This is a genomic window from Staphylococcus sp. HMSC059F04, from assembly GCF_001812565.1.
In the GTDB taxonomy this organism is placed as follows: Bacteria; Bacillota; Bacilli; order Staphylococcales; family Staphylococcaceae; genus Staphylococcus; species Staphylococcus lugdunensis.
In genome coordinates this window covers 13514-31610 of sequence record NZ_KV809478.1, presented here as the reverse complement: position 1 = coordinate 31610, position 18097 = coordinate 13514, and the positions used below count along the sequence as shown (strand labels likewise).

The following is an 18097-nucleotide window of genomic DNA, read 5'->3' as shown; positions in this document are numbered from 1 at the left end:
CAATCAAATGGCACAGCTAATCTAAATTGAAGGAGGTAGGCTCCTTGATTGATGTAAATAATTTCCATTATATGAAAATCGGTTTAGCCTCACCTGAAAAAATTCGTTCATGGTCATATGGTGAAGTGAAAAAACCAGAAACAATTAATTATCGTACGTTAAAACCAGAAAAAGATGGCTTATTCTGTGAGAGAATATTCGGCCCAACTAAAGATTGGGAATGTAGTTGTGGTAAATACAAACGTGTGCGTTATAAAGGCATGGTTTGTGATAGATGTGGTGTTGAAGTCACTAAATCTAAAGTTCGTCGTGAAAGAATGGGACATATTGAATTAGCAGCTCCTGTATCTCATATTTGGTACTTCAAAGGTATCCCAAGTCGTATGGGTCTGTTATTAGACATGTCTCCTAGAGCATTAGAAGAAGTTATCTATTTCGCTTCATATGTTGTCGTCGATCCAGGTCCAACTGGTTTAGAAAAGAAAACTTTATTATCTGAAGCTGAATTTAGAGACTACTATGACAAATATCCAGGACAATTCGTTGCTAAAATGGGTGCAGAAGGCATTAAAGATTTATTACATGAAATTGACCTTGATGAAGAGCTTAAGCAATTACGTGATGAATTAGAATCAGCAACTGGTCAAAGATTGACACGTGCAATTAAACGTTTAGAAGTTGTTGAATCTTTTAGAAATTCTGGCAATAAACCTGAGTGGATGATTTTAGATGTACTTCCAATTATTCCACCAGAAATCCGTCCTATGGTTCAATTAGACGGGGGCCGTTTTGCTACAAGTGACTTAAATGACTTATATCGTCGTGTCATTAATCGTAATAATCGTTTAAAACGTTTATTAGATTTAGGTGCGCCTGGTATTATCGTGCAAAATGAAAAACGTATGTTGCAAGAAGCAGTAGATGCTTTAATTGATAATGGACGACGCGGACGCCCAGTTACTGGACCAGGTAACAGACCTTTGAAATCTCTTTCTCATATGTTGAAAGGTAAACAAGGTCGTTTCCGTCAAAACTTACTCGGTAAACGTGTTGACTATTCAGGACGTTCAGTTATCGCAGTAGGTCCAAGCTTGAAAATGTACCAATGTGGTTTGCCAAAAGAAATGGCGCTCGAATTGTTCAAACCTTTTGTTATGAAAGAGTTAGTACAACGTGAAATTGCCACAAACATTAAAAATGCGAAAAGTAAAATTGAACGCATGGATGATGAAGTTTGGGATGTATTAGAAGATGTTATTAGAGAACATCCGGTTCTGTTAAACCGTGCGCCTACGCTTCATAGACTAGGTATTCAAGCATTTGAACCAACATTAGTAGAAGGTCGCGCAATTCGACTTCACCCACTTGTAACAACAGCTTACAATGCGGACTTTGATGGTGACCAAATGGCTGTTCACGTACCATTATCTAAAGAAGCTCAAGCAGAAGCACGTATGCTTATGCTGGCTGCACAAAATATTTTGAACCCTAAAGATGGTAAACCAGTTGTTACGCCATCACAAGATATGGTATTAGGTAACTACTACCTTACTTTAGAGCGCAAAGATGCAATTAATACTGGTGCTATTTTTAACGATACAAACGAAGTGTTAAAAGCATATGCCAATGGCTATGTACACTTGCATACACGTATCGGTGTACATGCTGGGTCATTTAACAACCCGACATTTACTGAAGAACAAAATAAAAAAATCTTAGCTACATCTGTAGGTAAAGTCATTTTTAATGAAATTATTCCAGAATCATTTGCGTATATTAATGAACCATCACAAGCAAATTTAGAAGACAAAACACCTGATAAATATTTTGTTGATCCATCACAATTAGGTGAAGGTGGACTTAAAGCATTCTTTGAAGAACAAGAATTGACTGAGCCATTCAACAAAAAATTCTTAGGTAATATTATTGCTGAAGTCTTTAATAGATTTAGCATTACTGATACATCAATGATGCTTGACCGTATGAAAGACTTAGGTTTCAAATTCTCATCAAAAGCAGGTATTACTGTAGGTGTCGCAGATATCGTTGTATTACCAGACAAAAAAGATATCTTAGATGAACATGAAAAACTTGTTGATCGAGTAACAAAACAATTCAATCGTGGTTTAATAACAGAAGATGAACGTTATAATGCAGTCGTTGAAATTTGGACAGATGCTAAAGACCAAATTCAAGGCGAATTAATGCAATCACTTGAGAAAACAAACCCAATCTTTATGATGAGTGATTCAGGTGCGCGTGGTAACGCATCTAACTTTACGCAATTAGCTGGTATGCGTGGTTTAATGGCTGCGCCATCAGGTAAAATTATTGAGTTGCCAATCACTTCTTCATTCCGTGAAGGTTTAACCGTATTAGAATACTTCATTTCTACCCATGGTGCACGTAAAGGTCTTGCCGATACAGCGCTTAAAACAGCTGACTCTGGTTACCTTACTCGTCGTCTTGTTGACGTTGCACAAGATGTTATTGTACGTGAAGAAGACTGTGGCACTGACCGTGGTTTACTTGTATCTGATATTAGAGAAGGTACAGAAATGATTGAACCGTTTATCGAACGTATCGAAGGTCGCTATTCTAAAGAAACAATTCGTCACCCTGAAACGGATGAAATTATCATTCGTCCTGATGAATTGATTACAGCTGAAATCGCGAAGAAAATTACCGATGCAGGTATTGAGCAAATGTACATCCGTTCAGCATTTACTTGTAACACACGTCACGGCGTATGTGAAAAATGTTATGGTAAAAACCTTGCGACAGGTGAAAAAGTTGAAGTGGGTGAAGCAGTTGGAACAATTGCTGCTCAATCAATTGGTGAACCAGGTACGCAGCTTACAATGCGTACATTCCACACAGGTGGTGTAGCAGGTAGCGATATCACTCAAGGTCTTCCACGTATCCAAGAGATTTTCGAAGCGCGTAATCCAAAAGGACAAGCTGTGATTACTGAAATCGAAGGTGTTGTTGAAGATATTAAATTAGCGAAAGACCGTCAACAAGAAATTGTTGTTAAAGGCGCAAACGAAACAAGATCTTACCTTGCTTCAGGTACTTCAAGATTAAAAGTAGAAGTAGGACAATCAGTTGAACGAGGAGAAGTATTAACAGAAGGTTCAATTGAGCCGAAAAACTTCTTAGCTGTGGCTGGTTTAAATGCTACTGAAAGTTACTTGCTTAAAGAGGTACAAAAAGTTTATCGTATGCAAGGTGTAGAAATCGATGATAAACACGTTGAAGTAATGGTTAGACAAATGCTACGTAAAGTGCGTATTATCGAAGCTGGCGACACTAAATTATTACCAGGTTCACTTGTAGATATTCACCACTTTACAGACGCAAACCGCGATGCATTTAAACAACGTAAACGCCCAGCAACAGCCAAACCAGTGTTGTTAGGTATTACTAAAGCATCTCTTGAAACAGAAAGCTTCTTATCAGCGGCTTCATTCCAAGAAACAACACGTGTCCTTACAGATGCAGCTATCAAAGGTAAACGTGATGACTTACTTGGACTTAAAGAGAATGTTATTATTGGTAAACTTATCCCAGCTGGTACAGGTATGAGACGATACAGTAGCGTTAAATACGATAAAACCACTGTTCCAGTAGCTGAACAAACAGAAGAACAATTAACAGACAAATAATAAAATTGACTGGGACATTTCCTGAAAAAATAGCTAGTAAATGCGGTTTTTGTAACGTCATTTACTAGCTATTTTATTTACAATACTTGTATTGAAAGCTCACTTGCTTAGTCGACACTTCTGAGTGTGGTCCCAACTTGTTGGAAATATTTGTTTCTGACACTATGATTTTCAATCAATTTTGCTATTATATATTGACTGTAATAAAGTTAAGTGTTATTATTGTAAAGGTTGATGCAAGCAGAACTTTGGAGGATGTTCATGTCTAATGAAAAAGTTGCACGCTTTAACAAACAACACGTTGTAGTTGGTCTTAAAGAAACGCTCAAGGCGTTAAAGAAAGATCAAGTTACAGCATTGATTATTGCAAAAGACGTCGAAGTATTTTTATTATCTCGCGTGTTTAGCTATGTCAATCACACAAATATACCTGTTTATTATTTCGAGAGTAAACAAGCTCTTGGCAAATATGTAGGTATTAATGTTAATGCGACAATTGTTGCATTATTGAATGAGAATTAGTAAGTATTTGCTTACTAACTTTTATTTAACCTTAAAATGAACCACCTGGATGTGTGGGATTAAAAAGTGAAGAGAGGAGGACATACTCAATGCCAACTATTAACCAATTAGTACGTAAACCAAGACAAAGCAAATCTAAGAAATCAGATTCACCAGCTTTAAATAGAGGTTTCAACAGTAAAAAGAAACAATTTACTGACTTAAATTCACCTCAAAAACGTGGTGTTTGTACGCGTGTAGGAACAATGACTCCTAAGAAACCTAACTCAGCGTTACGTAAATATGCACGTGTGCGTTTATCAAATAACATTGAAATCAACGCATACATCCCTGGTATCGGACACAACTTACAAGAACACAGTGTTGTACTTGTTCGTGGTGGACGTGTAAAAGACTTACCAGGTGTGCGTTACCATATTGTACGTGGTGCACTTGATACTTCAGGTGTTGATGGACGTAAACAAGGTCGTTCATTATACGGAACTAAAAAACCTAAAAACTAAGTTTAAGATTGTGTAAATTTTAAATGAGAAAACTAAAAATATACTATAATGTGAAGGGAGGATTTTAATTATGCCTCGTAAAGGATCAGTACCTAAAAGAGACGTATTACCAGATCCAATTCATAACTCTAAGTTAGTTACGAAATTGATTAACAAAATTATGTTAGACGGTAAACGTGGAACAGCACAAAGAATTCTTTATTCTGCTTTCGACTTAGTTGAACAACGCAGCGGTCGAGATGCATTAGAAGTATTCGAAGAAGCAATCAATAATATTATGCCAGTATTAGAAGTTAAAGCTCGTCGTGTAGGTGGTTCTAACTATCAAGTACCAGTTGAAGTTCGTCCAGAACGTCGTACAACATTAGGTTTACGTTGGTTAGTAAACTATGCGCGTCTTCGTGGTGAAAAAACGATGGAAGATCGTTTAGCTAACGAAATTTTAGATGCAGCTAATAATACAGGTGGTGCAGTTAAGAAACGTGAGGATACTCACAAAATGGCTGAAGCGAACAAAGCATTCGCGCACTACCGCTGGTAAAATGAAAGCTTTTACCCTGAGCGTGCTCCAATCCATTGGTTTACCAGTGCTGGTACATGCTTAGGGCATCGCCATATCTAAAGTACTTATTCAGTAAATACTGGAAGGAGAAAAAATACATGGCAAGAGACTTTTCTTTGAAAAATACTCGTAACATCGGTATCATGGCTCACATTGATGCTGGTAAAACAACTACGACTGAACGTATTCTTTATTACACAGGTCGTATCCACAAAATTGGTGAAACACATGAAGGTGCTTCACAAATGGACTGGATGGAACAAGAGCAAGATCGCGGTATCACTATTACGTCAGCTGCTACAACTGCGCAATGGAATGGTCACCGTGTTAACATCATCGATACACCAGGACACGTAGACTTCACTGTTGAGGTTGAACGTTCTTTACGTGTACTTGATGGTGCTGTTACTGTACTTGATGCACAATCAGGTGTAGAACCACAAACTGAAACAGTATGGCGCCAAGCTACAACTTATGGCGTACCTCGTATTGTATTCGTAAACAAAATGGATAAATTAGGTGCGAACTTTGACTACTCTGTAAGCACATTACATGATCGCTTACAAGCAAATGCACAACCTATCCAATTACCAATTGGTGCTGAAGATGACTTTGAAGCAATCATCGACTTAGTCGAAATGAAATGTTTCAAATACAACAATGATTTAGGTACTGAAATTGAAGAAATCGAAATCCCAGATAGCCATAAAGAAAAAGCTGAAGAAGCACGTGCAACATTAATTGAAGCCGTTGCTGAAACAAGCGATGAGTTAATGGAAAAATATCTTGGTGACGAAGAAATTACTGTTCCTGAATTAAAAGAAGCGATTCGTGAAGCTACTACAAATGTAGAATTTTACCCAGTACTTTGCGGTACAGCTTTCAAAAATAAAGGTGTTCAATTAATGCTAGATGCAGTAATTGACTATTTACCATCACCATTAGATGTTAAACCAATCATTGGTCACCGTTCTGAAAATCCAGACGAAGAAGTTATCGCGAAAGCAGACGATGATGCAGAATTTGCTGCATTGGCTTTCAAAGTAATGACTGACCCTTATGTTGGTAAATTAACATTCTTCCGTGTGTACTCAGGTACATTATCATCTGGTTCATACGTGAAAAACTCTACAAAAGGTAAACGTGAACGTGTAGGTCGTTTATTACAAATGCATGCAAACTCACGTCAAGAAATTAGTACCGTGTACTCAGGCGATATCGCTGCTGCGGTAGGTCTTAAAGACACAGGTACAGGTGATACTTTATGTGGTGAGAAAAATGACATTATCTTGGAATCAATGGAATTCCCAGAACCTGTTATCCACTTATCAGTTGAACCAAAATCTAAAGCTGACCAAGATAAAATGACAACAGCTTTAGTTAAATTACAAGAAGAAGACCCAACATTCCATGCACATACCGATGATGAAACTGGACAAGTTATCATTGGTGGTATGGGTGAATTACACTTAGACATCTTGGTTGACCGTATGAAAAAAGAATTCAACGTTGAATGTAATGTAGGTGCGCCGATGGTTTCTTACCGTGAAACATTCAAAAAAGCTGCACAAGTTCAAGGTAAATTCTCTCGTCAATCTGGTGGACGTGGTCAATACGGTGATGTTCACATTGAATTTACACCTAATGAAACTGGCGCTGGTTTCGAATTCGAAAACGCAATCGTTGGTGGTGTAGTTCCTCGTGAATACATTCCATCAGTTGAAGCAGGTCTAAAAGATGCTATGGAAAATGGTGTCTTAGCTGGTTATCCACTAATTGATGTTAAAGCTAAATTATTTGATGGTTCATACCATGATGTCGATTCATCAGAAATGGCCTTCAAAATTGCTGCATCATTAGCGCTTAAAGAAGCTGCTAAAAAATGTGATCCAGTTATCTTAGAACCAATGATGAAAGTTACAATCGAAATGCCTGAAGAATACATGGGTGATATCATGGGTGACGTAACAGCTCGTCGTGGACGTGTTGATGGTATGGAACCTCGTGGTAATGCACAAGTTGTTAACGCTTATGTACCGCTTTCAGAAATGTTCGGTTATGCAACATCATTACGTTCTAACACACAAGGTCGCGGTACTTACACAATGTACTTTGACCACTATGCAGAAGTTCCAAAATCAATTTCTGAAGAAATCATTAAGAAAAACAAAGGCGAATAATTTAACTTGTTTTAACCGTGCTAACTAGGTTAAAATACACTTTGAGTTAAAACAGCTTTGCTCACGCTTTTACAATTGATTTTTTGTAGAAAATGCATTATAAAGGAATTATGAATTTCTTTGAGGCAACTCAATCTATTATATTCTCATGATGGTGAGAAACTGTCATGAGAGATAATATTGAAATAACTTTTAACTAGAAGAGGAGAGATTTAATAATGGCAAAAGAAAAATTCGATCGCTCAAAAGAACATGCCAATATTGGTACTATCGGTCACGTTGACCATGGTAAAACTACTTTAACAGCTGCAATTGCAACTGTATTAGCAAAAAATGGTGACACTGTAGCACAATCATACGACATGATTGACAATGCTCCAGAAGAAAAAGAACGTGGTATTACAATCAATACTGCACACATCGAATATCAAACTGATAAACGTCACTATGCGCACGTTGACTGCCCAGGACACGCTGACTATGTTAAAAACATGATTACTGGTGCTGCTCAAATGGACGGCGGTATCTTAGTAGTTTCTGCTGCAGATGGTCCAATGCCACAAACTCGTGAACACATTCTTTTATCACGTAACGTTGGTGTGCCAGCATTAGTAGTATTCTTAAACAAAGTTGACATGGTTGACGATGAAGAATTATTAGAATTAGTAGAAATGGAAGTTCGTGATTTATTAACTGAATATGACTTCCCAGGTGACGATGTGCCTGTAATCGCTGGTTCAGCATTAAAAGCTTTAGAAGGCGACGAAAAATACGAAGCTAAAATCTTAGAATTAATGGATGCAGTTGATAACTACATTCCAACTCCAGAACGTGACTCTGACAAACCATTCATGATGCCAGTTGAGGACGTATTCTCAATTACTGGTCGTGGTACTGTTGCTACAGGCCGTGTTGAACGTGGTCAAATCAAAGTCGGTGAAGAAGTTGAAATTATTGGTATCCACGATACTACTAAAACAACTGTTACTGGTGTAGAAATGTTCCGTAAATTATTAGACTACGCTGAAGCTGGTGACAACATCGGTGCGTTATTACGTGGTGTTGCTCGTGAAGATGTACAACGTGGACAAGTATTAGCTGCTCCAGGTTCAATTACACCTCACACTAAATTTAAAGCTGACGTATATGTTTTATCTAAAGATGAAGGTGGACGTCATACACCATTCTTCTCAAACTACCGCCCACAATTCTATTTCCGTACTACAGACGTAACTGGTGTTGTTAACTTACCAGAAGGTACAGAAATGGTTATGCCTGGCGACAACGTTGAAATGACAGTTGAATTAATCGCTCCAATCGCTATCGAAGACGGAACTCGTTTCTCAATTCGTGAAGGTGGACGTACTGTAGGATCAGGCGTTGTAACTGAAATCATGGAATAATTTAATTATTCAAAGCTCCCTTTAGGGGGCTTTTTTAGATTTAGAATTGTTATATAAGTAAAAGCTACGCCATGACGATACTTGATTGTATCTTTGATGGCGTAGCTTTTTCAGTTAAAAAACATGTTCTAATTCTAGTATTTTTAAGAAGACACTAGCCGCATACTTAAATGCGGACTCATCAATATCAAAATGTGGATTATGATGAGGTGCTGTTATTCCTTTATCTACATTGCCACATCCCGTTAAGAAAAAGGCGCCTGGACGCACTTTTAAATAGTGAGAAAAGTCTTCTCCAATCATCATTAAATCAGACTCGTTAAATCTTAAGTGCAAGTCATTCGATGCTTGTTTCACTTGAGCATATGCTTGTGGATGATTATGCACTGGTAAATAGCCTTTAATGTATTCTAAATCATAAGTAATATCATTGGCTAAAGCTAGTCCCTGTAGTAGTTTGTCCATACGCATTTCGACGTGCTCTTGTATGTCAGTATCAAATGTTCGCACGGTACCTTTACAGAAAGCACTATCAGGAATAACACTATCAGATGAACCAGCTTGAATCATACCAAATGTTAATACAGCTTCTTTAACAGGGTCTATCGTACGAGAAATAATTTTTTGTGCACTTAATATAAATTCAGCCATAATAACGATAGGATCTATCGTTTCATGTGGCTTTGCACCGTGTCCACCTCTGCCTTTTATGGTAACTGAGAATTCGTCAGGGCTTGCCATGATTGCACCGGGTCTAGAATAAATCGTGCCTGTTTCATAACCACTCCATAAGTGTGTGCCATAAATTTTATCAACATCTTGTAAACAGCCATCTTCTATCATTTCTTGAGAACCGCCAGGCATGATCTCTTCACCATATTGGAATATGCAGACGACATTCCCTTTTAACAAATGACGATGCTCATGAATAATTTCTGCTACACCAAGTAAAATAGCGGTATGACCATCATGACCACAAGCATGCATAAAGCCTTCATGTCGCGATTTGTAAGGCACATCATTCAATTCTGTTACAGGTAATGCATCGAAATCAGCGCGAAAGGCTATAGTAGGGCCTTCTTCATTCCCTTTGAAAGTCGCCTTAATACCATTGCGGCCAACTGGGGCTTCGATATCACAGTCAAGATGGCTAAGTTGATTTAAAATATAATTATGAGTCCAAGTTTCTTCGAATGATGGTTCGGGATACTGATGCATATAGCGACGCATTTGAATCATTCGATTTTCTTTATGACTCGCTAATTGAAACCAATCTAACACGTGTTTCACTTCCTCCATTATGTTCGTATTTCTTAGTATATCAGACTCTGCACGAGCGATATAGATGTGAATAAAAATCTTTTATTTATAAAATTGATTATGCCATTTTTATATTAGGCTGGACATAAATTTCACAATAATATTCCGTATGATTGACTCGCTTGCTTAGGGGAAGTTTCAGCTTGTCCTATTCGCTTAAGTGTCTCACTAAAATACAGGGTATTTATATGAGTTTTCATATTTAAAATACTTTAAAAAAACAAGGCACTTTTATAGCATTTAATCAATGTTACTAAACAAAATGAACGAGCTACCTTATGTATAAAAACGATAACATGAGGCATCATAAACTATTAATAGAAACTTCAGTTTTAATCCCTTTAGTTAGAAATAACACTCGAAAGAAATACTTTGACAGTGCTATTTTAATTCGTTACAGTTATATCCCAAACTGAGGGATTGATTTAATAAATGAAAAAATAATCATACTGCAATAATGATAAGGCTTTCATGAGCGATTAAAATAAGGTATGATAAATGTGAAATTCGAATACAAGGGGGACATATTTGTGGTTCAATCATTACACAACTTTTTAGAAGAAAATATTCAATATTTAAAAGACAACGGTTTATATAATGAAATCGATTCAATCGAAGGTGCCAATGGTCCTGAAATTACTATTAATGGTAAAACGTATATTAACCTATCTTCAAATAATTACTTAGGACTGGCTACTAACGGAGATTTAAAAACGGCAGCTAAATCGGCAATCGATTCACATGGTGTAGGCGCAGGTGCTGTACGCTCAATTAATGGTACATTAGACTTACATGATGAGTTAGAAGAAACATTAGCGCAGTTTAAAGGAACTGAAGCAGCCATCGCATATCAATCTGGGTTTAATTGCAATATGGCTGCAATTTCGGCAGTCATGAACAAAAATGACGCGATTTTATCAGATGAATTAAACCATGCTTCAATTATTGATGGTTGCCGATTATCTAAAGCTAAAATCATTCGTGTAAATCACTCAGATATGGATGACTTAAGAGCTAAAGCTAAAGAGGCTGTTGAATCTGGTAAATATAATAAAGTAATGTATATTACTGATGGCGTATTTAGCATGGATGGTGATGTTGCCAAGTTACCTGAAATTGTAGAAATTGCTGAAGAGTTTGGTTTAATCACTTATGTGGATGATGCACATGGTTCAGGAGTTATGGGTAATGGTGCTGGAACCGTTAAACATTTTGGTTTACAAGATAAGATTGATTTCCAAATCGGTACACTTTCTAAGGCCATTGGTGTTGTTGGTGGTTACGTAGCAGGTACGAAAGCGTTAATAGATTGGTTAAAGGCACAATCTAGACCATTTTTATTCTCTACATCATTAGCCCCTGGTGATACGAAAGCTATTACAGAAGCTGTAAAAAAATTAATGGCTTCTACTGAGTTGCATGACAAACTCTGGGATAATGCACGATATCTAAAAGACGGATTAGCAAAACTCGGCTTTAATACAGGTGAATCAGAGACACCAATTACTCCGGTTATTATTGGAGATGAAAAAGAAACTCAAGAATTTAGTAAACGCTTAAAAGACGAAGGTATATATGTAAAATCAATCGTCTTTCCAACAGTACCACGTGGCACTGGTCGAGTAAGAAATATGCCTACTGCAGCGCATACGAAAGAAATGTTAGATAAAGCAATTGCGGCTTATGAAAAAGTAGGTAAAGCATTAGGCACAATCGAATAGTGTAAACTATCATTATCCACTGGCTACAAAGCTAGTGGATGTTTTTTATGGAGTGAAATGCTAAACTGAAATGCGTAAACACACTTGTATGGAGGTCTGGGAATGTTAGTTATAAATGAACAAGATCAACAGCAATTATTGAATATGAAAGAAGTGATCGATGAAGTTGCTCATGCACTGAAAGCTTTTTCAGAGGGAAAGACAGAAACACCATTACGCTATGTATTACCATTTAATAATGAAAATAAATATTTGGTTATGCCTGCGCTTTCAGATGAGTTAAAAATTGTTGGTATCAAAACTGTAACATTTGCACCAGAAAATCCTGAAAAAGGTAAAAAAACAATTACTGGTTCTGTATTATTAAGTGACTATGAGACTGGAGAAACACTAGCTGTGTTAGATGGGAATTATTTAACCAAAATTCGCACAGGTGCTATTTCTGGTGTTGCAACTAAATACTTAGCACGTAAAGAAGCTAAAACATTATGCGTGATAGGTGCAGGGGACCAAGCACAAGGATTAGTGGCTGCAGTTATGGCAGTGAGAAAAATAGATACTGTTCATTTTTCAAGTCGTACTAAAGAAAAAGTCAATCAATTCGCAGATACTGTTGCTAAAAATTATCACGTTACAACAAAAGTTTTTAATGTGGCCGATGATGCTATGGAAAAAGCCGACATTATTGTAACTGCTACGAATTCTAGTTACCCAGTTTATTCTCGTTCGCTAAAGCCTGGAGTGCATTTAAATGCGGTAGGTTCATTTAAGCCAGATATGCAAGAATTACCATCAGAATCAATGTTAGTTGCTAATAAAATTGTTGTAGAATCGGTTGAAGCAGCCATGGAAGAGACAGGGGATTTAAAAGTACCACAAGATGAAGGTTTAATTACAGTAAACTCACTGTATGGAGAGTTAGGTGATATTGTAGCGGGAAACATTCCAGGACGTGAAGACAATAAAGAAGTAACGCTATTTAAATCAGTTGGATTAGCAATTGTCGATATTGTCGTTGCACATTATTTTTATAAGAAAGCACTAAAAAACAGCAATAAATCATAAAATATGTTGAAACAAGTGCTTCAATAAAAATAAATTAACACAACACCAAACGTGAAGATTGTTAGTCTAAACTAAAGCTAATAACGGCAATTAAATTAATGAAAGAGAGATATTTTGTATGTTAGAACTGAGACCATTACGCAACAAAGATGAAGTTGCTTTAAGACATTATGTAGAAGCGTGGTATCATAACAATGAACCGATTGTGCCTAACAATACTGATTTAGCCAACTACACTTCCTTTAAACATATGGTTGAGGAATTGAATAACAAAGGTGTACATAAGGATTGGGTTCCTACAACAACACTATTTTGTTTTAAAAATGATGAAATTGTTGGTGCGGTAGATATTCGACATCAGTTAAATCAACGTTTGACCAATATAGGCGGTCATGTAGGTTATGGTGTAGTGAAATCTCAGAGAGGTCAAGGCATCGCTTTATATATGCTCAAAGAAGCGAAGAAAATATTGAAAGAATTGAATGTTGATAAAGTTTTAATGACGTGCAATCCTAAAAATTATGCGTCTCAAGCAGTTATAAAGCATTGTGCTGGCTATGAAATAGCACCTTATATTAAGAAAAATGGGCAGTTAGTCAGCCGTTTTGAAATTCCGAATGATTGAAGGTTAAAATATGAAAGAATTAAAAGTTGTATATGCATTAATTCAAAATGAAGATGGACAAGTCTTACTTGTACATAACACAGACGGTGGAGGTTGGTCATTGCCTGGAGGTAAAGTTGAGCCGGAAGAAACGTTAGTAGAGGCTGTAAAGAGAGAAATTATGGAAGAAACAGGTTTGGAAGGACAAATTGGTGATATATTAAGTATTAATGAGGGCAAGTCACGATCCATGGATGTCCACACACTATTCTTTATGTTTCGTGTAACGGTTACGTCATTTGAGACTCAAATCCAGGTGCCAAATGAAATATCCACAGTACGTTGGATGACGATAAGAGAAGCGGATGAGAAATTAATTTATTATCAACAAAGTTTAGCAGAACTGTTGAAAAATAGAGCAACTTACGATTATGAAGGTTATGTATCGTAAAAATAAAGGATGATAGAAGGTCTGTCTCAATAGGCCATTTATCATCTTTTTTATATCTTTATGATTAACTGAATCATATTTTTAACAATAATACAGGCAACAATTAAAATAATGAGACTTGAAATCTTATTTAACAGGGTGATATATTTACCTGTTTTATCGAGATGACCGATGACTTTACCAATAATTGCTAATAAAATAAACCAAAACCAAGAAACACTTATTGTTGCAAATGTAAACCACCATTTGTCTAGACCTTGATATAATGTTGAACTTGTACCAATGACTCCAATAGTATCTATAATAGCATGTGGATTAAGTAATGATACTGATAAAGTAAAACTAATTTGCTTCTTAGCAGACATAGGAGGTTGTGATTTTAAATCAGCCGGTTGTTCACGCCACAATGACCTAGCGATATATAATAAAAAAATGAAGCCAACAAGAAAAATGACGAGTTGTAACATAGGCAGTGAGATTAAGATAAGTGATACGCCTAGAACGGCTAGCAATATTAACACGCTATCACACAATCCTGCTGTGATAATGACAGGCAGTGTGCTTATGAAATGCTTATGATTAGCGCCTTGATTAAACACAAAGACATTCTGTGCGCCTAAAGGTAAAATTAAGCCTAATGCTAATAAAAAGCCATGGGAGATTGCTTGAAACATGTGAGTAACACGTCCTTTCAAGAATTTACTCAGCATATTATAAGTTCAATAAGTGGTAAAGACATTGTCGGAAACGCCTGACATCTTATGCGCTTAAAAATGAGTCAGTCGCAATAAATGAGTTTAGATTTAGAAGATTATGATAGCTAAAAATTAGTGGATTAAGTAATTGCTAATTAATAAAGATAATGCAATAGACATCAAGGAATAGCGTACACTTAAAAGTGCAGCATATTCCCAATTGCTATTGTTGGGTAGAAAACATACATATTATTGTCCCTGTTTTCTACCCGGCGTCAAAAGTTTATAAATAGTTTTACAATGAACTGTAAAATCGCAAGGCAATGAAGTAAAACTAGGACTGCCTTTTATTTATAAATTTTAATTTAGCACAATGTAAATCAAAAAACAATATGTAATTACTGTGAATTTTTATATCAGGATTCATTATTGAATGAAAAGAACCTAGTTTCGAATGTTTAATGAGTATCGAAATATCACTTAATAACAATCATATTTATAATAAATTGAATGTTTGATGAATTAAAAAGCTAATATTTTAAAATTAGTTAGTAAAAATGTACTTTGTGTATATACATGTAAGCGTTTTTATATTATAATATTTGTGTAAATACAGGTAATGTACATATAGTAAGGACAAAAATACTTTTAGCAAAAACAAAGGGAGCGTATATTTTTATGAAAAGAATAATGATTACGGGTGCTTTAGGACAAATTGGTACGGAATTAGTAGGTAAATGCAGAGAAATTTATGGCACAGACAATGTTTTAGCTACTGATATTAGAGAGCCTGAAGCAGATTCACCTGTGAAAGATGGTCCTTTTGAAATTTTAGATGTGACTGATAAGGATCGTATGTTTGAGATTGTTAAGGATTTTGAAGCAGATTCATTGATGCATATGGCTGCTTTATTATCAGCGACTGCTGAGAAAAAACCGTTATTAGCATGGGAATTAAATATGGGTGGACTTATGAATGCGCTAGAAGCAGCAAGAGAATATGACTTGCACTTCTTTACGCCAAGTTCAATAGGTGCTTTTGGTAGCTCAACACCAAAAGTAAATACGCCACAAGTGACCATCCAACGACCAACAACGATGTATGGTGTGAATAAAGTAGCTGGAGAATTATTATGCCAATATTACTATGAAAAGTTTGGTGTAGATACACGTAGTGTCAGATTTCCAGGGCTTATATCTTATGTTAAAGAACCAGGGGGCGGCACGACTGATTATGCTGTTGAAATATACTTTAAAGCTGTTCGTGAAGGGCGTTACACTAGCTATATAGCTAAAGACACATATATGGATATGATGTTTATGGATGACGCGATTGATGCTATCATCAAACTAATGGAAGCAGATAGTGAAAATTTAGTAACACGCAATGGTTATAATCTTAGTGCAATGAGCTTTGAACCAGAAATGCTCAAAGAAGCGATTCAACAATACTATCCAAATTTTGTTTTAGATTATGAAGTGGATCCAGATCGTCAAGGCATTGCGGATACTTGGCCTGACAGTATTGATACAAGTTGTTCACGCAATGAATGGGGCTTTAATCCTCAATATGATTTACCTAAGATGACTAAGATTATGCTTCGAGCAATTGAAGCGAAAGATAAAGCATAAATATATCTTCAAACACGATGCATATCAATAAAAAATAGGATAACTCTTACCTCATAAGCTTGAAAAATGCTTAAGGGGTAAGAGTTTTGTTATGCTTGTTAAATAACGGTTAATATTCTGATATATTTTGAATTTTTAGAAAATTTTATTGAAAGACGCCGTTGAGATTGCTATAATTACATATAATTATTGATAACGGAAATTTTTAGGAGGCAATATTCATGTCAGAAAAAGTAAAATTTGTAGAACGTCAAGCACTTAAAGAAAAACCAGATACTGCTGGTTTAGGATTTGGACAATATTTCACAGATTACATGCTCAGTTATGACTATGATACCGATAAAGGTTGGCATGATTTAAAAATCGTACCGTATGCACCATTAGAAGTATCACCAGCCGCACAAGGTTTACATTATGGACAAGCCGTTTTTGAAGGGTTAAAAGCATATAAAACGAATGATGAGGTTGTCTTATTCCGTCCAGACCAAAATTTTAAACGTATTAACGATTCTTTAGCACGTTTAGAGATGCCGAAAATTGATGAAGATGTATTATTAGAGGGATTAAAACAATTAGTTGATGTAGAACGCGACTGGGTACCAGAAGGAGAAGGTCAATCATTATATATTCGACCATTTGTTTTTGCAACGGAAGGTATCCTTGGTGTGCGCCCATCACACCAATATAAATTATTAATTATTTTATTACCATCAGGTGCATATTATGGTGGAGACACATTGAAATCAACAAAGATTTATGTCGAAGATGAATATGTACGTGCCGTACGCGGTGGTGTTGGATTTGCTAAAGTAGCAGGAAACTATGCTGCAAGTTTACTCGCACAAAGTAATGCGAATAAGCTAGGTTATGATCAAGTATTGTGGTTAGATGGTGTTGAACAAAAATATGTTGAAGAAGTAGGTAGTATGAACATCTTCTTCGTTGAAAACGGAAAAGTAGTTACGCCAGCATTAAATGGTAGTATCTTACCTGGTATTACACGCAAATCAATCATCGAATTAGCTAAAGAATTAGGCTATGAAGTTGAAGAACGTAAAGTATCCGTTGATGAATTATTTGAAGCATACGATAAAGGTGCTTTAACTGAAGTGTTTGGTTCAGGTACAGCAGCAGTCATTTCACCAGTAGGAACATTACGTTATGAAGACCGTGAAATTGTAATTAACAATAACGAACCAGGAGAAATTACTAAAAAATTATACGATACTTACACAGGCATTCAAAGTGGTAAATTGGAAGATAAACACGGTTGGCGTGTGGTTGTTCCTAAATATTAATAGGTTATTAGAATTAAACAGGATGGGACATCAATGTCTCTGACAAGTTGAAGAGGGAGCGGGATAGAATTCATTATGAATTCGTATTCTCGCTCCCTTCATTATTCATATGAAGTGTCATTAAGACAAAGCTCAATGCTTTTAAGTATCAAGTATTTTAGGATTTATGTTCAACCTGCTTTAAATTTCTTGAAATAAAAAGAGAAGATTTAACATTTTTATTAAATTATAGCTTTGATTAGAAAAACAATGTCATTCATACTTAGGTACTGAATGTTTTTTATCAACAACGCATACTTTTTTGTGTCATTATTGAATCATAATTACAGCTTGGTATATAGAGTGGTTGTGTAGGAAAAATTAACCAAAAAGATTTTAGAAGAGATTAAAATAAAAGTGACAATAATATATTGAGGTGAGCAAAATGAATGATTTATTTGGTTTCATAACTAAAGTTATTGATTTCTTACGTA

At 36.0% G+C, this 18097-nt stretch carries 14 protein-coding genes; 12 read left to right on the top strand and 2 right to left on the bottom strand.

Annotated features, from left to right (window positions below; translation table 11 throughout):
• The first annotated feature begins 71 nt into the window (after positions 1 to 71).
• The 6 genes from rpoC (at position 72) to tuf (ending at position 8838) form a co-directional block, all read left to right on the top strand.
• Entirely contained in the window at positions 72 to 3668 is a 3597-nt protein-coding gene (gene rpoC, locus HMPREF2864_RS08885) for a DNA-directed RNA polymerase subunit beta' (protein WP_161510814.1), read from the top strand.
• 261 nt (positions 3669 to 3929) lie between these two features.
• Positions 3930 to 4190, top strand: a complete 261-nt coding sequence (locus tag HMPREF2864_RS08880) for a ribosomal L7Ae/L30e/S12e/Gadd45 family protein (protein ID WP_002479463.1) — start codon at positions 3930 to 3932, stop codon at positions 4188 to 4190.
• Between the two features lie 89 nt (positions 4191 to 4279).
• A complete protein-coding gene (gene rpsL, locus HMPREF2864_RS08875; RefSeq protein WP_002459933.1) occupies positions 4280 to 4693 on the top strand; it encodes a 30S ribosomal protein S12 in 414 nt (137 codons plus the stop codon).
• A gap of 70 nt (positions 4694 to 4763) precedes the next feature.
• Positions 4764 to 5234, top strand: a complete 471-nt coding sequence (gene rpsG, locus HMPREF2864_RS08870; RefSeq protein WP_001137495.1) for a 30S ribosomal protein S7 — start codon at positions 4764 to 4766, stop codon at positions 5232 to 5234.
• A 119-nt stretch (positions 5235 to 5353) separates the two neighbouring features.
• A complete protein-coding gene (fusA, locus tag HMPREF2864_RS08865) occupies positions 5354 to 7435 on the top strand; it encodes an elongation factor G (RefSeq protein WP_002479461.1) in 2082 nt (693 codons plus the stop codon).
• Between the two features lie 218 nt (positions 7436 to 7653).
• Positions 7654 to 8838: an elongation factor Tu gene (tuf, locus tag HMPREF2864_RS08860; protein WP_002459931.1), complete on the top strand. Its 1185-nt coding sequence runs from the start codon at positions 7654 to 7656 to the stop codon at positions 8836 to 8838.
• Between the two features lie 114 nt (positions 8839 to 8952).
• Here the strand turns inward: tuf and HMPREF2864_RS08855 are convergent, their stop codons facing one another.
• Positions 8953 to 10119: a M20 family metallopeptidase gene (locus tag HMPREF2864_RS08855; RefSeq protein ID WP_002479460.1), complete on the bottom strand. Its 1167-nt coding sequence runs from the start codon at positions 10117 to 10119 to the stop codon at positions 8953 to 8955.
• 569 nt (positions 10120 to 10688) lie between these two features.
• On the opposite strand from HMPREF2864_RS08855, the gene HMPREF2864_RS08850 reads away from it, so the two are divergent.
• The 4 genes from HMPREF2864_RS08850 to HMPREF2864_RS08835 all read left to right on the top strand — a co-directional run bounded on the left by HMPREF2864_RS08850 (position 10689) and on the right by HMPREF2864_RS08835 (position 13999).
• Positions 10689 to 11879 (top strand): glycine C-acetyltransferase, encoded by a 1191-nt coding sequence (locus tag HMPREF2864_RS08850; protein WP_070545726.1) that lies wholly within the window; start codon positions 10689 to 10691, stop codon positions 11877 to 11879.
• Between the two features lie 102 nt (positions 11880 to 11981).
• Complete coding sequence (locus HMPREF2864_RS08845) at positions 11982 to 12944, top strand: ornithine cyclodeaminase family protein (protein ID WP_002459928.1); 963 nt, start codon at positions 11982 to 11984, stop codon at positions 12942 to 12944.
• Positions 12945 to 13062: 118 nt separating this feature from the next.
• Entirely contained in the window at positions 13063 to 13569 is a 507-nt protein-coding gene (locus HMPREF2864_RS08840; RefSeq protein ID WP_002459927.1) for a GNAT family N-acetyltransferase, read from the top strand.
• A 10-nt stretch (positions 13570 to 13579) separates the two neighbouring features.
• Positions 13580 to 13999 (top strand): NUDIX hydrolase, encoded by a 420-nt coding sequence (locus HMPREF2864_RS08835; RefSeq protein WP_070545729.1) that lies wholly within the window; start codon positions 13580 to 13582, stop codon positions 13997 to 13999.
• 50 nt (positions 14000 to 14049) lie between these two features.
• Here HMPREF2864_RS08835 and HMPREF2864_RS08830 read toward each other — a convergent pair whose 3' ends face one another.
• The gene (locus tag HMPREF2864_RS08830; protein WP_070545732.1) at positions 14050 to 14673 is read right to left on the bottom strand and encodes a LysE/ArgO family amino acid transporter; all 624 of its coding nucleotides are present in this window, start codon (positions 14671 to 14673) and stop codon (positions 14050 to 14052) included.
• Positions 14674 to 15372: 699 nt separating this feature from the next.
• Here HMPREF2864_RS08830 and HMPREF2864_RS08825 point away from each other — a divergent pair.
• Together HMPREF2864_RS08825 and HMPREF2864_RS08820 are read left to right on the top strand one after the other, a co-directional pair.
• On the top strand, positions 15373 to 16326 hold the full coding sequence (locus HMPREF2864_RS08825) for an NAD-dependent epimerase/dehydratase family protein (protein WP_070545735.1): 954 nt from the start codon (positions 15373 to 15375) through the stop codon (positions 16324 to 16326).
• Positions 16327 to 16547: 221 nt separating this feature from the next.
• Positions 16548 to 17624, top strand: coding sequence for a branched-chain amino acid aminotransferase (locus HMPREF2864_RS08820; RefSeq protein ID WP_070545740.1), 1077 nt, complete (start codon positions 16548 to 16550; stop codon positions 17622 to 17624).
• The last annotated feature ends 473 nt before the right edge of the window (positions 17625 to 18097 follow it).

Bases quoted from the DNA above. Each gene is read 5' to 3' on its own strand.
- rpoC (WP_161510814.1), top strand. From the start codon at position 72: ATGAAAATCGGTTTAGCCTCACCTGAAAAAATTCGTTCATGGTCATAT.
- HMPREF2864_RS08880 (WP_002479463.1), top strand. From the start codon at position 3,930: ATGTCTAATGAAAAAGTTGCACGCTTTAACAAACAACACGTTGTAGTT.
- rpsL (WP_002459933.1), top strand. From the start codon at position 4,280: ATGCCAACTATTAACCAATTAGTACGTAAACCAAGACAAAGCAAATCT.
- rpsG (WP_001137495.1), top strand. From the start codon at position 4,764: ATGCCTCGTAAAGGATCAGTACCTAAAAGAGACGTATTACCAGATCCA.
- fusA (WP_002479461.1), top strand. From the start codon at position 5,354: ATGGCAAGAGACTTTTCTTTGAAAAATACTCGTAACATCGGTATCATG.
- tuf (WP_002459931.1), top strand. From the start codon at position 7,654: ATGGCAAAAGAAAAATTCGATCGCTCAAAAGAACATGCCAATATTGGT.
- HMPREF2864_RS08845 (WP_002459928.1), top strand. From the start codon at position 11,982: ATGTTAGTTATAAATGAACAAGATCAACAGCAATTATTGAATATGAAA.
- HMPREF2864_RS08840 (WP_002459927.1), top strand. From the start codon at position 13,063: ATGTTAGAACTGAGACCATTACGCAACAAAGATGAAGTTGCTTTAAGA.
- HMPREF2864_RS08835 (WP_070545729.1), top strand. From the start codon at position 13,580: ATGAAAGAATTAAAAGTTGTATATGCATTAATTCAAAATGAAGATGGA.
- HMPREF2864_RS08830 (WP_070545732.1), bottom strand. From the start codon at position 14,673: ATGTTTCAAGCAATCTCCCATGGCTTTTTATTAGCATTAGGCTTAATT.
- HMPREF2864_RS08825 (WP_070545735.1), top strand. From the start codon at position 15,373: ATGAAAAGAATAATGATTACGGGTGCTTTAGGACAAATTGGTACGGAA.
- HMPREF2864_RS08820 (WP_070545740.1), top strand. From the start codon at position 16,548: ATGTCAGAAAAAGTAAAATTTGTAGAACGTCAAGCACTTAAAGAAAAA.